The 13,407-nt window shown below is 71.9% G+C and carries 12 protein-coding genes; 7 read left to right on the top strand and 5 right to left on the bottom strand.

The window, feature by feature from the left end:
• Positions 1 to 594, bottom strand: coding sequence for an ABATE domain-containing protein (locus tag ACFV20_RS12160; RefSeq protein WP_385655398.1), 594 nt, complete (start codon positions 592 to 594; stop codon positions 1 to 3).
• An 86-nt stretch (positions 595 to 680) separates the two neighbouring features.
• Here ACFV20_RS12160 and ACFV20_RS12155 point away from each other — a divergent pair, with 86 nt between their 5' ends.
• Positions 681 to 1,481 (top strand): MBL fold metallo-hydrolase, encoded by an 801-nt coding sequence (locus ACFV20_RS12155; RefSeq protein ID WP_385655396.1) that lies wholly within the window; start codon positions 681 to 683, stop codon positions 1,479 to 1,481.
• 7 nt (positions 1,482 to 1,488) lie between these two features.
• Here ACFV20_RS12155 and ACFV20_RS12150 read toward each other — a convergent pair whose 3' ends face one another.
• Complete coding sequence (locus ACFV20_RS12150; protein WP_385655394.1) at positions 1,489 to 2,136, bottom strand: dihydrofolate reductase family protein; 648 nt, start codon at positions 2,134 to 2,136, stop codon at positions 1,489 to 1,491.
• A gap of 410 nt (positions 2,137 to 2,546) precedes the next feature.
• Between ACFV20_RS12150 and ACFV20_RS12145 the strand changes: the two genes are divergently transcribed.
• The 6 genes from ACFV20_RS12145 to ACFV20_RS12120 all read left to right on the top strand — a co-directional run bounded on the left by ACFV20_RS12145 (position 2,547) and on the right by ACFV20_RS12120 (position 11,704).
• Positions 2,547 to 3,566 carry a LacI family DNA-binding transcriptional regulator gene (locus ACFV20_RS12145; protein ID WP_385655392.1) on the top strand — a complete coding sequence of 340 codons (1,020 nt, stop codon included), beginning with the start codon at positions 2,547 to 2,549 and terminating at the stop codon, positions 3,564 to 3,566.
• Complete coding sequence (locus ACFV20_RS12140; RefSeq protein ID WP_385655390.1) at positions 3,563 to 5,101, top strand: sugar ABC transporter ATP-binding protein; 1,539 nt, start codon at positions 3,563 to 3,565, stop codon at positions 5,099 to 5,101. Before ACFV20_RS12145 ends, ACFV20_RS12140 begins: the two co-directional genes overlap by 4 nt.
• Positions 5,091 to 7,040, top strand: coding sequence for a substrate-binding domain-containing protein (locus tag ACFV20_RS12135; RefSeq protein ID WP_385655388.1), 1,950 nt, complete (start codon positions 5,091 to 5,093; stop codon positions 7,038 to 7,040). The genes ACFV20_RS12140 and ACFV20_RS12135 overlap by 11 nt, the downstream gene beginning before the upstream one ends.
• Before the next feature lie 74 nt (positions 7,041 to 7,114).
• Positions 7,115 to 8,017, top strand: a complete 903-nt coding sequence (locus ACFV20_RS12130) for a ribokinase (protein WP_385655386.1) — start codon at positions 7,115 to 7,117, stop codon at positions 8,015 to 8,017.
• Positions 8,014 to 8,403 (top strand): D-ribose pyranase, encoded by a 390-nt coding sequence (gene rbsD / locus ACFV20_RS12125; RefSeq protein ID WP_385655383.1) that lies wholly within the window; start codon positions 8,014 to 8,016, stop codon positions 8,401 to 8,403. Before ACFV20_RS12130 ends, rbsD begins: the two co-directional genes overlap by 4 nt.
• 1,114 nt (positions 8,404 to 9,517) lie before the next feature.
• The gene (locus ACFV20_RS12120) at positions 9,518 to 11,704 is read left to right on the top strand and encodes a bifunctional polysaccharide deacetylase/glycosyltransferase family 2 protein (RefSeq protein ID WP_385655381.1); all 2,187 of its coding nucleotides are present in this window, start codon (positions 9,518 to 9,520) and stop codon (positions 11,702 to 11,704) included.
• Positions 11,705 to 11,718: 14 nt separating this feature from the next.
• On the opposite strand, the gene ACFV20_RS12115 is transcribed toward ACFV20_RS12120, so the two are convergent.
• The 3 genes from ACFV20_RS12115 to ACFV20_RS12105 all read right to left on the bottom strand — a co-directional run bounded on the left by ACFV20_RS12115 (position 11,719) and on the right by ACFV20_RS12105 (position 13,031).
• The gene (locus tag ACFV20_RS12115; RefSeq protein WP_385655379.1) at positions 11,719 to 12,399 is read right to left on the bottom strand and encodes an NAD(P)H-dependent oxidoreductase; all 681 of its coding nucleotides are present in this window, start codon (positions 12,397 to 12,399) and stop codon (positions 11,719 to 11,721) included.
• A 55-nt stretch (positions 12,400 to 12,454) separates the two neighbouring features.
• Positions 12,455 to 12,787, bottom strand: coding sequence for an ArsR/SmtB family transcription factor (locus ACFV20_RS12110; protein WP_385655377.1), 333 nt, complete (start codon positions 12,785 to 12,787; stop codon positions 12,455 to 12,457).
• A 73-nt stretch (positions 12,788 to 12,860) separates the two neighbouring features.
• Complete coding sequence (locus tag ACFV20_RS12105; protein ID WP_157851227.1) at positions 12,861 to 13,031, bottom strand: hypothetical protein; 171 nt, start codon at positions 13,029 to 13,031, stop codon at positions 12,861 to 12,863.
• Positions 13,032 to 13,407 lie beyond the last annotated feature (376 nt).

Below are 13,407 nucleotides of genomic sequence, written 5' to 3'. Positions count from 1 at the left end.
TCAGCGCTGCTCGGTGCGGCGGGCGTACGCCCGGGCCGCTCGGGCGCGGTCGCCGCAGCGGGTGGAGCACCAGTGGCGGCGGCCGTGGCGGAGCAGGAAGCGATTGCAGGGCGGGGACCCGCAGGCGGTCAGGCGCTCGGCCTCCGGTGAGGTGAGCAGGTCGGCCGCGTCGGCGGCGAGAGTCGCCAGCGCCAGGTCGACGATCGCGGTCGTGGGGTGGGGGGCGGTGCGGTAGGGGCCCGTCTTGTCGTCCCACCGCAGCAGCGGGGCCGTCGGGACCCTGGTCATCGCGTCGTTGACCGCCGCCACGGCCGCCGGCAGCGCGGGCACCCCGTCGGTCCGGGCGGCGAACAGCGATCTGATCTGCTCGCGCAGCGACCGCAGCTGGGCCGCGCACATCTCCCGCATGCCGGCGTCGACCGGCGCGAGACCACGCAGGGTCAGCCACTGGTTCGCCTGGGCCGGGGTGCCGATGAGGTCGAGCGTGCGCCCTCCGGGCAGGGCCACGGCGCTGTTGGCGAGGGCCAGGGAGAGGTGCTCCTCCTCGCCCTGCGCGGGCGGCGGGGCGGGCTGGTCGGTCACGGACTCCTCCATGTTTCTCATGTTAAGGCTTGCCCGTATCCGTGAGAAGCGGCTACGTTCTTCTCACGGTTCGATCGCGTCTATCCGTGAGGTGCCTCATGTCTTCTCTTCCCGTGACGGCCGGCTTCCCCGTCCGCGTCCTCGGCGGCCCCACCGCCCACTTCGTCTACGGCGGTCTGCGCTTCCTGACCGACCCGACCTTCGACGCCCCCGGTGACTACGGCCGGCCCGGCCGCCCGCAGCTGACGAAGACCGCGCCCGCCGCCTCCGCCCCCGCCGACCTCGGCCCCGTCGACGTCGTCCTGCTCTCGCACGACGAGCACCCCGACAACCTCGACACCTCCGGCCGTGCCCTGCTCGCCGGCATACCCCTCACCCTGACCACCCCCGGCGGCGGCGAGCGCCTGCGCGAGAGCCTCGGGGACAAGGTCAGGGGCCTGGCCGACTGGGAGTCCGTCGAACTGGACCGGCCCGGCGGCGGCACGGTCACCGTGACCGGCGTCCCGGCCCTGCACGGTCCCGGCCCCCGCGAGCAGGTCGAGCCGTACAGCGGGCAGGTCGTCGGCTTCGTCCTGACCGGCGAGGGCCTGCCCACCGTCTACGTCAGCGGTGACAACGCCTCACTGGAGGCGGTCCGCGAGATCGCCGGCCGCTTCGGCCCGGTCGACACCGCCGTGCTGTTCGCCGGCGCTCCCCGCATCCCCGTCCTCTTCGACAACCAGGTCCTCGTCCTGGACAGCGCGATGGCCGCCGAGGCCGCGCGGATCCTCGGCGCCCGACGGGTGGTCCCCGTCCACTACGACAGCTGGGCGCACTTCACCGAAGGGGGCGACGAGCTGGCGGCCGCCTTCACCGCCGCCGGGCTCGCCGACCGCCTGGACTGGGGGAAGGGCGCCTGACCTGCCGTCACTTGCGCCAGAACAGGTGATGCACCACCCCGCTCGGGCTCGGCACCACATCGCAGTGGAAGCGGTCGAACAGTTCCTCGGGGGACTCCCACAGCCGTGAGCCGGACCCGAGCACCACGTCGGGGGAGACCGCCACGTGCAGCGTGTCGACCAGGCCGGCGTCCAGGAACTGCCGGACGGTCGTCGCCCCGCCGCCGAGCCGTACGTCCTTGCCCCCGGCCGCCTTGCGCGCCTGGGCGAGGACCTCGGCCGGGTCTCCGCCGACGAAGTGGAACGTGGTGTCGGAGAGGGTGAACGAGGGGCGCTCGTGGTGGGTCATCACGAACACCGGCGTGTGGAACGGCGGCTCCTCGCCCCACCAGCCCTGCCACTCGTGGTCCTGCCAGGGGCCGCGATGGGGGCTGAACTTGTTGCGGCCCATGATCTCGGCGCCGATGCCGTGGTGGAAGTCGCGCACCAGGTAGTCGTCCAGGCCGCGGCTCCCGCCCGGGTCGGTGCGGTTGGGCCAGCTCGCCGTGGCGCCGGCCCACGCGAACATCGTGGCGGGATCGGCGTGCCCGAACGGCCTCTCCAGGCTCTGGCCCTCACCGGCACCGAAGCCGTCACTCGAGACGTTGAAGTTCTGTACGCGCAGCAGCTGGGACACGTCGCTCCTCCTGTGGTCGATACGAGGAAGACCGCCCGGTCCGTCGTAACTCATCGGTCCGGGCCCGGCGTATCGGAAGACCCCGCATCAGACGGCCTCGTGTTGCAAGGCCTCGTAACGCAAGGCCTCGTGTCGCAGCGCCTCGTGTCGCAAGACCCCGTCGCGGAACCGGCCGCGGAGACCACCGTGGAAGCCGCCGTGACACCGCCGCGGGGCGCCGTGACACGGAGCTCCTTCCTCCAGCCTGAACTGCCGCGGAGCCTCCCGCGACATCACGATCCGGTTGCGACGTGCCGCCGGGGTCTTGCCTTACCGGCGTGTAATCGATTCCATCCACCCGTCGATGTAATCGATTCCACGAGCACGCGCCCCGTGCTCCCACGACTGATCCACAAGGAGGTGGAGCGGCGGTGGCCAGCATCAAGGACGTCGCTGCCGAGGCCGGCGTCTCCGTCGCGACGGTCTCGCGCGTCCTGAACGACCACCCGTCGGTCAGCGCCGACGCACGCACCCGCGTGCTGGCCGCCGTCGAGGCCCTGGGCTACCGCCCGAACGCCGTCGCCCGTTCCCTGCGCACCGACCAGACCCACACCCTCGGCCTGGTCATCAGCGACGTGATGAACCCGTACTTCACCGAGCTGGCCCGCTCCGTCGAGGAGGAGGCCCGCGCGCTCGGCTACAGCGTCATCATCGGCAACGCCGACGAGCGGCCCGACCTCCAGGACCACCACGTACGCACCCTCCTGGACCGCCGTATCGACGGTCTGCTCGTCTCACCCACGGACGGCGGCTCGCCGCTGATGCTGGACGCCGCGCGGGCCGGGACACCCATGGTGTTCGTCGACCGGTGGATCCCGGGCGTGGACGTACCGGTGGTGCGGGCGGACGGTCAGGCGGCCGTACGGGACCTCGTGGCGCATCTGTACGGGCTCGGGCACCGCCGGCTCGCCATCATCGCGGGCCCGGCGGCCACCACGACCGGCCAGGAACGCGTCGAGGCCTTCCGGGAGGCGCTCGGCGCCCACGGGCTCGAACTGCCCGACGCCTACACAGGGCAGGGCGACTTCCAGGCCGAGAGCGGCCGGCTGGTCACCGAGCGGTTCCTCGACCTGGCCGAGCCGCCCGAGGTCGTCTTCGCCGCCGACAACCTGATGGCGCTCGGCGCGCTGGACGCCGTACGCGCGCGTGGCCTGCGGGTCCCCGACGACCTCGCGCTGGCCGCGTTCGACGACATCCGGTGGTTCGTGCACACCGATCCGCCGATCACCGCGATCGCCCAGCCCACGGGCGAGCTGGGCCGGGCCGCCGTACGGGCCCTGGTCGACCGCATCGAGGGGCGGCCCGGTGAGTCCGTCACCCTCCCCGCCCGGCTCGTCGTACGCCGCTCGTGCGGCGAGAACCCCACCCCAGTGCAAAGGAGCACGACGTGAGCAACGCGGACGAGTTGCTGCGCATCGAGGGCATACGCAAGACCTTCCCGGGCGTGGTCGCGCTGGACGGCGTCGACTTCGATCTGCGCCGGGGCGAGGTGCACGTGCTGCTCGGTGAGAACGGCGCCGGCAAGAGCACCCTCATCAAGATGCTCTCCGGCGCCTACACCCCCGACGCCGGGCGGATCCTGGTCGGCGGCGAGGAGACCCGCATCCAGGGTGCGCAGGACTCCGAGCGGCTCGGCATCGCCACGATCTACCAGGAGTTCAACCTGGTCCCGGATCTGACCGTCGCCGAGAACATCTTCCTGGGGCGCCAGCCGCGCCGGTTCGGGATGATCGACCGGAAGCGGATGGAGGCCGACGCCGAGGTCCTGCTGAAGCGGGTCGGCGTGGACGTGTCGCCCCGCGCCCGCGTCCGCGAACTCGGCATCGCCCGCCTGCAGATGGTCGAGATCGCCAAGGCGCTCAGCCTGGACGCCCGTGTGCTGATCATGGACGAGCCGACCGCCGTGCTCACCTCCGAGGAGGTCGACAAGCTCTTCGCGATCGTGCGCACGCTGCGCGAGGACGGCGTCGGGATCGTCTTCATCACCCACCACCTGGAGGAGATCGCCGCCCTCGGCGACCGGGTGACGGTCATCCGGGACGGGAAGAGCGTCGGCCGGGTCCCCGCCTCCACCCCCGAGGACGAGCTCGTCCGCCTCATGGTCGGGCGCTCCATCGAGCAGCAGTACCCGCGTGAACGCGCGGACCGCGGCGCCGCGTTGCTCACCGTCGAGGGACTCACCCGGGACGGCGTCTTCCACGACGTCGGCTTCGAGGTGCGCGCCGGTGAGGTCGTCGGCATCGCGGGACTCGTCGGAGCCGGCCGCACCGAGGTCGTACGGGCGGTCTTCGGGGCCGACTCCTACGACAAGGGCACCGTGAAGGTCTCCGGCGCCCCGATCGCCAAGTCCGACGTCAACGCGGCCATGACCGCGGGCATCGGGCTCGTCCCCGAGGACCGCAAGGGCCAGGGCCTGGTGCTGGACGCGTCGGTCGAGGAGAACCTCGGCCTGGTGACGCTGCGGTCGGCCACGCGCGGCGGGCTCGTCGACCTCAAGGGGCAGCGCGAGGCGGCCGGGCGGATCGCCAAACAGCTCGGCGTGCGGATGGCCGGCCTCGGCCAGCACGTGCGCACCCTCTCCGGCGGCAACCAGCAGAAGGTCGTCATCGGCAAGTGGCTGCTCGCCGACACCAAGGTGCTGATCCTCGACGAGCCGACCCGCGGCATCGACGTGGGCGCCAAGGTGGAGATCTACCAGCTGATCAACGAACTCACCGCCGCCGGCGCGGCCGTCCTGATGATCTCCAGCGACCTCCCCGAGGTGCTCGGCATGAGCGACCGGGTGCTGGTGATGGCCCAGGGCCGGATCGCCGGTGAACTCTCCGCCGACGAGGCGACCCAGGACGCCGTGATGGCCCTCGCCGTCAGCACCCCCACGACCCCGCACACGACCACGACCGGAACGGAGGCCTCCCGTGGCCGCTGAGACGCTCAAGAGCACGACGGGCGCGGGTGGCGCCTCCGGGGGCCTGCGCCGCCTCCTGCTCGACAACGGGGCGCTGACCGCGCTCATCGTCCTCGTCATCGCGATGTCGGCGCTGTCCGGCGACTTCCTGACGACGGACAACCTCCTCAACGTCGGTGTGCAGGCGGCCGTGACGGCCATCCTCGCCTTCGGCGTGACCTTCGTGATCGTCTCCGCGGGCATCGACCTGTCGGTCGGCTCGGTCGCCGCGCTGTCCGCCACGGTCCTCGCCTGGAGCGCCACCTCGGCGGGCGTCCCGGTCCTCCTCGCCGTGCTGCTCGCCCTCGCCACGGGCATCGTCTGCGGCCTGGTCAACGGCATCCTTATCTCCTACGGCAAGCTGCCGCCGTTCATCGCCACCCTCGCCATGCTGTCCGTGGCGCGCGGCCTGTCCCTCGTCATCTCCGAGGGCTCCCCGATCGCCTTCCCCGACGCGGTCTCCCACCTCGGCGACACCCTCGGCGGCTGGCTGCCCGTGCCGGTCCTGGTGATGATCGTGATGGGCCTGATCGCGGCCTTCGTGCTGGGCCGGACCTACATCGGCCGCTCCATGTACGCGATCGGCGGCAACGAGGAGGCCGCGCGGCTGTCCGGCCTGCGCGTGAAGCGGCAGAAGCTCGCCATCTACGCCTTCTCCGGCGTCTTCGCCGCCGTCGCCGGTGTCGTGCTCGCCGCCCGGCTCTCCTCCGCGCAGCCCCAGGCCGCCGACGGCTACGAGCTGGACGCGATCGCCGCCGTCGTCATCGGCGGCGCCTCCCTCGCGGGCGGTACGGGCAAGGCGTCCGGCACGCTGATCGGCGCCCTGATCCTCGCGGTGCTGCGCAACGGGCTGAACCTGCTGAACGTCTCGGCGTTCTGGCAGCAGGTCGTCATCGGTGTGGTCATCGCGCTGGCGGTGCTGTTCGACACGCTGCGGCGCAAGGCGGGCGCGACCCCGGTGGCGGCCGGTGCCGGCGGCCCCAAGGGCAGGCAGGCGGCGACGTACGGGCTCGCGGCCGTCGTCACCGTCGCGATCGTCGGCGCCACGTCCTTCCTGCACAACGGCTCCTCCTCCTCGGACAAGCCGACGATGGGCCTGTCGCTGTCCACCCTCAACAACCCGTTCTTCGTGCAGATCCGGGCGGGTGCCCAGGCCGAGGCGAAGAGGCTGGGCGTCGACCTGACCGTCACCGACGCCCAGAACGACGCCTCCCAGCAGGCCAACCAGCTGCAGAACTTCACCAGTTCCGGCCTGGGCGCGATCGTCGTCAACCCGGTGGACTCGGACGCGGCGAGCAACTCCGTGCAGGCCGCCGACAAGGCCGGCATCCCGGTCGTCGCCGTCGACCGGACCGTCAACAAGGCGGCGGTGGACACCCTGGTCGCCTCCGACAACGTGGCCGGCGGTGAACTCGCGGCGAAGTCCCTCGCCGACAAGCTGGGTGGCAAGGGCAAGATCGTGATCCTCCAGGGCCAGGCCGGCACCTCCGCGGCCCGGGAGCGGGCGCAGGGCTTCGCGAACGGCCTCAAGGCCTACCCGGGCATCCGGGTCGTCGCCCAGCAGCCGGCCGACTTCGACCGCACCAAGGGCCTCGACGTCATGTCGAACCTGCTCCAGGCGCACCCGGACGTCCGGGGCGTCATCGCGGCCAACGACGAGATGGCCCTCGGCGCGATCAAGGCGCTGGGGTCCAAGGCCGGCACGTCGGTCTCGGTCGTGGGCTTCGACGGCACGCCTGACGGGCTGAAGGCGGTCGAGGGCGGCACGCTGTACGCGTCGGTGGCGCAGCAGCCCTCCCAGCTGGGGAAGATCGCCGTGGACAACGCCCTGAAGGCGCTCCGGGGCAAGAAGGTCCAGGAGACGGTGAAGGTGCCGGTGAAGGTGGTCACGAAGGAGAACGTGGCCGGCTTCAGCGGCTGACATCGGGGAACGGCGGGCGGCCGCACGGCGTGTGCGGACCGCCCGCCCATGTCACTCACGTGGGGAGACGACTCATGTACGACTACGACCTCCTGGTCGTGGGGTCGGCCAACGCCGACCTGGTGATCTCAGTGGAGCGCCGGCCCGGGGCCGGCGAGACCGTGCTCGGCTCCGACCTGGCCGTCCACCCGGGCGGCAAGGGCGCGAACCAGGCGGTCGCCGCCGCCCGGCTCGGCGCCCGCACGGCACTGCTGGCCCGGGTCGGTGACGACGCGCACGGCAGGCTGCTGCTGGAGTCGCAGCGCGCGGCGGGCGTCGACACGGTCGGCGTCCTGGTGGGCGGTGCGCCGACCGGCGTCGCGCTGATCACGGTCGACCCGTCGGGGGACAACAGCATCGTCGTCTCGCCCGGCGCCAACAGCCGTCTCACGCCCGAGGACGTCAGGGCCGCCGGGTGCCTCTTCCAGGGGTCCCGGGTGGTGTCGGCGCAGTTGGAGATCCCGCTGGAGACGGTGGTGGAGGCCGTACGGAACCTGGCTCCCGGGAGCCGTTTCGTGCTGAACCCCTCACCGCCGCGCCCCCTTCCGCGGGAGGTGCTGGCGGCGTGCGACCCGCTGATCGTGAACGAGCACGAGGCGAAGGTGATCCTGGGCGACTCCGCCGTGGGGGACAGCCCCGAGGACTGGGCGCGGATCCTGCTCGCCAAGGGCCCGAGGTCGGTGGTGGTGACGCTGGGCGGCCAGGGCGCGCTGGTGGCGTCGTCGGAGGGTGTCTCACGGGTGCCCGCCGTGGCGGTGGACGCGGTGGACACGACCGGAGCGGGCGATTCCTTCACCGCCGCGCTGGCCTGGCGGCTGGGCGCGGGCGCATCGCTGGCGCAGGCGGCGGCCTACGCGGCCCGGGTGGGTGCGGCGACCGTCACGAGGAAGGGCGCGCAGGCGTCCTTCCCGACGGCGGCGGAGGTTCCCGCACCGTGAAGAGGGCCGGGATACTCAACCGGCACCTCGCCGGTGCGCTGGCCGAACTCGGCCACGGCGACGGGGTGCTGGTGTGCGACGCGGGCATGCCCATCCCCGACGGCCCCCGGGTGGTGGACCTGGCCTTCCGGGCGGGGGTGCCGGCGTTCGCGGAGGTGCTCGACGGGCTGCTGGCCGAGCTGGTGATCGAGGGTGCCACGGCGGCGCGGGAGCTGCGGGAGGCCAACCCGGAGACGTCGGCGCTGCTGGAGGGGCTGTTCCCCGGCTTGTCCCTCGTGTCGCACGAGCGGCTCAAGGAACTGTCGGCGGGGGCCCGCCTGGTGGTGCGCACGGGCGAGGCCCGGCCGTACGCGAACGTCCTGCTGCGGTGCGGCGTCTTCTTCTGACCGGCTGCGGAAGGTCCTCTATGCAGACTCTGACCGGCTGCGGGAGGTCCTCTATACAGCCTCTGACCGCTGCGGGAGGTGCCTCCATACGGCTTCTGACCGGCTGCGGAAGGTGCCTCTCTACGGGCTTCTGACCGGCTGCGGAAGGTGCCTCTATACGGTTCCTGGCCGGCTCCGGGAGGTGCCTCCGAGCAGCCGGAACGGCTGGTGGACGGCCCCGGAACGGTTTCGAGGGGGCCCGGTCCGTCGACCGGGCCCCCTCGGCTTTTCCCCTCCCACCAGAACCCCCGCGATCCCCCCGGATCCCCCTCCAGAAGTCCTGACGCCTAGTACGACTGCCGTGGGGCGGGAAGGGTTGCACGGCGGAGTAAGAAATTCCTGCGAGTCTCTTGGGGAACTCGCCCGCGCCACAGCGGCGTACGCTGAACGCTATGGTGCTTCTTCGTCCCAGAAGCGGGCATATGGGACAGGAATCGTCAGGTGATCCGAGCCTTCCTGTGTTCGTCGACGCCTCGGGTCGGCGTGCGCGGTATCTGCGGCGCACGGGCTACGGGCTGGCCGCCGGTGCTGCCACGTACATGACGGTCCTGGGGCTGAGCCTGATGGGAGCGACGCCCTTCGCGCCGGGAGCCATCCTGCCCGGCGACATCGCGGCGCCCACCGCACCGGGACCTCACACCCCCGGCCGGACACCCCCGGCGCCCGGCGAGCCCCCGGCGTCGGGCTTCTCGGAACCCGGCGGCCCGAGCAACCTGCTCATTCCGCAGTTCAGCGAGCCCGGCCCTCCCGCCGCTTCACCCCTGGTACCGGGGGACCCACCCGTCGCCCCCTCGGCACCTCCTGACACACCGGAACCGCAAGCACCAACGCCTCCACCTGCCCAGCCAGTTCCCGGTGATGCCGCCGCTCCTGCCGACCCCGCGCCGGGCACGGGCACCGCGCCCGCCCCGCCTCCGCCCTCTCCGCCGACCACGGCCCCACCGGCACCCGAGCCCCCGGTGCAGACGCCGCCACCGGCACCGGCACCCGAGCCCACAGGGCCGGCGGCCGGCTCCTCGACGCCGTCCGGTGGCACACCCCCGCCCTCCGGCCCATCGGTGGCCGAGGCCCCCTGATGCGGCGGCGCCCCGACCGGTCGCCCGGCCCCTCACCGAGGTCACCCGGTCCGCGACGGACGCGAGCGCCCTTGTCGTCGCGGCATCGGTTCCGCGTGGTCGTTCCCGTGGTCCTGCTGGCCTTCGTCGCCTCGGTCCTCCTGGTCGAGGGGTACACCACGCGGGGCTTCGCAGGGGACCAGGAAGGGCGCGGCGGGCGCCCCTCGACCGGCGTCCCCCGCAGGGTCACCGACGGGGGCCCGGTCGTCGACACCACCGGCGATCACCTGCGGACCTTTCGCACACCGGCCAAAACGATCGTCCTGACCTTCGACGACGGCCCCGACCCCACCTGGACACCCCGCATACGGGCCGTGCTCGACCACTACGGCACGCCCGGCACCTTCTTCGTCACCGGTCAACAGGTCGTCAGACACCCGGACGTGCTGCGCGGTGTGATCCGTTCCGGCCACGAAGTCGGTGTGCACACCTTCTCCCACCCGGACCTCACCACCCAGTCGGCGAGCGCCGTCGACCGTGAGCTGGCGCTGACGCAACTCGCCCTCGCCGGGGCCGCGGGCATCAACACGTCGCTGATGCGGATGCCCTACTCCTCGACGACCTCCGCCCTCGACGCGCCGGCCTGGTCCATGACCCGGCGTCTGGGCGCGAAGGGCTATGTCCTGGCGTTCATCGACCAGGACACCAACGACTGGCGGCGCCCGGGCGCCCGGGCGATCGCCGACGCGGCCACGCCCGACGTGCCGGGCAGGGGCGCGGTCGTCCTCCTGCACGACGCGGGGGGAGACAGATCACAGACCGTCGAGGCGCTCAAGACCTTGATCCCCCGGCTGAAGGCCCAGGGTTATCGCTTCACCACCCTCGCCGATCTCGTGGGCACCGACAGTCTCACCAGCCCCGTCGGAACAGGGGAAGGGTGGCAGGGCCGCATCTTCGTGGCCGCTGTCACCGTGTCGGGGGCGGCGGTCTCCGCCGTCAGCCTGCTGCTGTTGGTGGTCGGTTCGCTCGTCCTCGCACGGTGTGTGCTCCTGCTCGCCCTGGCCGGCCACCACGCCCGTCGGTACCGGCGCCCGCACAGCGGCCCGCACCGAGCCGTCACCCGGCCCGTCAGCGTCGTCATCCCCGCCTACGACGAGGCGTTGTGCATCCCCAAGACACTCCGGTCGCTCGCGGCGAGCGACCACTGCGTCGAGATCATCGTCGTGGACGACGGTTCCCACGACGGCACCGCCGACCTCGCGCAGTCCCTCGCCCTCGCGAACGTCACCGTCGTCCGGCAGTCCAACGGCGGCAAACCCTCCGCCCTCAACACCGGTGTCCTGCGGGCCTCGCACGACATCGTCGTCATGCTGGACGCCGACACCGTCTTCGCCCCCTCCACCGTCGGCCGCCTGGTCCAGCCGTTCGCCGACCCCCGGGTCGGCGCCGTCGCGGGCAACGCCAAGGTCGGCAACCACCGGCGTCTGCTCGGCAGGTGGCAGCACATCGAGTACGTCATGGGCTTCAACCTCGACCGCCGTGTGTACGACCTGCTGCACTGCCTGCCCACCATCCCCGGTGCCGTGGGGGCGTTCCGCGTCCAGGCCCTGCGGGACGCCGGGATGATGAGCGCGGACACCCTCGCCGAGGACACCGACATCACCATGGCCCTGCACCGGGCGGGGTGGGAGATCCGCTACGCCCCGGACGCACTCGCCTGGACCGAGGCACCGGCCTCGCTGCGGCAACTGTGGCGCCAGCGCTACCGATGGAGTTACGGCACGATGCAGGCGGCGTGGAAGCACCGGCACGCGCTCGTCGAGCGAGGCACCGCGGGGCGCTTCGGCCGCCTCGGTCTGCCCTTGCTGGCCGTCTTCCAGATCTTCATCCCGCTGCTCGCCCCGCTGATCGACATCCTGGCCCTGTACGGCCTGGTGTTCGGAAACCCGCTCACCACGGTCCTGGCCTGGAGCGGCGTGCTGGCTGTCCAGGCGATGTGTGCCGCGTACGCCTTCCACCTCGACGGCGAGCGGCTCCGGCCCCTGTGGGCGCTCCCTCTCCAACAGGTCGTCTACCGCCAGGTGATGTACCTGGTCCTTGTCCAGGCCTGCCTGACCGCGATCAACGGCTACCGGCTGCCCTGGCAACGGCTCAAGCGCAGCGGAGACGTGATGCTGCCGCCCCAGCCCTCCACCCGCCGGACGTGAACAGCGCGGCGAAGTCAGCGCACGGTGGCCGGGGCGGTCGCCGCGATGCGTGCGACGGACTCCCTGACCGCATCCAGCGCCGTTGCCCGTTCCTGCTCGCTCATACGGGCCGGTCCGTACGTGATGACCGGATCGATGATCTCGAAGCCGACGAACTCCAGCATGCCGCGGTGGATGTGGAACAGGAAGTCGTCCATCGGGCCGAAGGCGCCGCCGGGCCGGAACGACTCGTCGGAGCCACCGGTCGTGAACAGCAGCATCGCGCGCTTCCCGGCGAGGGCCGCCTCACCGAAGAGCCCGTGGGCGCCGCCGAAGACCCCGCCCATCACGAAGACCCGGTCCACCCAGCCCTTGAGCACGGCGGGCAGCGAGAACCACCACAGAGGGAACGACAGCACGAGCAGATCGGAGGCGAGCAGCCGGTCGAGATGGTCCCGGACGGCAGCGTCCAGCGTCCCCTGCTCGACCGCGCGCAGCTGCTCGGCCTGCGGCTTGAAGGGGCCGTCCACCGGCCCGAACTCCTCACGGGCGAGGACCGGGGCCCAGCCCTCGGCGTAGAGGTCGAGGACGTCGACCCGGTACCCGGCCCCGGCAAGGGCTTCGGCAGCGGTGGTCATCTGGGCGGAGCTGAACGACAGGGGCTCGGGATGGGCGTGCACGATCAGGGCTGTGGGCACGGCAGCGGAGGTCGACATGAGGAAATCATATCGACGTATCGCGATGCGTCAATGCGTTCGGGTCTGCCGGCCCTCAGACCGTGGTGCCGATCGCCTGTGCCAAGCGAGTCAGCCGTTCCTCGTCGCGTCGGTAGTGGGTCCACTTGCCGATCCGGGTGGGCCGGACGAGCCCTGCCCGTTCGAGTGTGCTCATGTAGCTGGAGACCGTGGACTGCGCGAGACCCGCCTTCGCCTGGATGTGCGTGACACACACCCCGACCGTCCGCCGGTCCGCGATCGGCTCGTACGCGCCGAAGTGCGCCTCGGGGTCCTTCAGCCACTGCATGATCTGCAGCCGGGCGGGGTTGCCGAGAGCCTTGAACACCTCGATCAGCTCGCCCGGTTCGAGTTCCGCCGTCGCGGCCATGCGCCACCCTCCCTGCCGAGAACCGACACACCACGATATCTCGATGCACACAGCGCCCTTCGGCCCGGCTCCCTCACCGCCGCAGGCTGTAGCTCACCATCGACGCCCCCACCACCGAGCCGAACGCCGGCAGCAGGAACTGCGCGAAGGCCTCCCAGCCCCAGACGATCCCCGCGCACGCCGCCGTGATGTTGATGGCCAGGGACATGATCCACAGGGCGACGCTCTGGGCCTGGGGTGACATCGTTCCTCGTCGTCATTCGGGGCTGGAGGGAAAGGGAATGGGAGGAGTGCTAATCACCCCGGAGTGGAACTGAGAAGGCGCTGGAATTCCGGTGCGGAGACGCGGTGCGGCGGGGGAGGGGCGGGTGCGGTCCCGGGCGGCACGGAATACCCCGGCACCACGGTCGCGTGGGGCCCGGAGGGCGCCGGAGCGACCACCAGCAGAGCCAACGCGCCGACGGCGCACAGCCCGGCGAGAAACGTGCCCGCGCGGCGGGTGCGCCCGGGGGTGCTCGGGCCTGGGGGACGCATCGGCATCACGGTCGCTCCGGAATCGAGTCCGCCCCCATTTCTCGGACTCCTGAATTCTTCCACGGGAAGGAATCGCAAAAGGGACG

It is taken from the genome of Streptomyces sp. NPDC059696 (genome assembly GCF_042733745.1).
GTDB lineage: Bacteria > Actinomycetota > Actinomycetes > Streptomycetales > Streptomycetaceae > Streptomyces.
Note: the sequence above shows the minus strand (reverse complement) of the source record. Positions and strands in the feature narration are given on the sequence as shown.

Coding starts and splice junctions, on each gene's coding strand:
- ACFV20_RS12105 (WP_157851227.1), bottom strand. CDS start 13,031: ATGTCACCCCAGGCCCAGAGCGTCGCCCTGTGGATCATGTCCCTGGCC.
- ACFV20_RS12130 (WP_385655386.1), top strand. CDS start 7,115: ATGTACGACTACGACCTCCTGGTCGTGGGGTCGGCCAACGCCGACCTG.
- ACFV20_RS12155 (WP_385655396.1), top strand. CDS start 681: ATGTCTTCTCTTCCCGTGACGGCCGGCTTCCCCGTCCGCGTCCTCGGC.
- ACFV20_RS12120 (WP_385655381.1), top strand. CDS start 9,518: ATGCGGCGGCGCCCCGACCGGTCGCCCGGCCCCTCACCGAGGTCACCC.
- ACFV20_RS12110 (WP_385655377.1), bottom strand. CDS start 12,787: ATGGCCGCGACGGCGGAACTCGAACCGGGCGAGCTGATCGAGGTGTTC.
- ACFV20_RS12160 (WP_385655398.1), bottom strand. CDS start 594: ATGGAGGAGTCCGTGACCGACCAGCCCGCCCCGCCGCCCGCGCAGGGC.
- ACFV20_RS12115 (WP_385655379.1), bottom strand. CDS start 12,399: ATGTCGACCTCCGCTGCCGTGCCCACAGCCCTGATCGTGCACGCCCAT.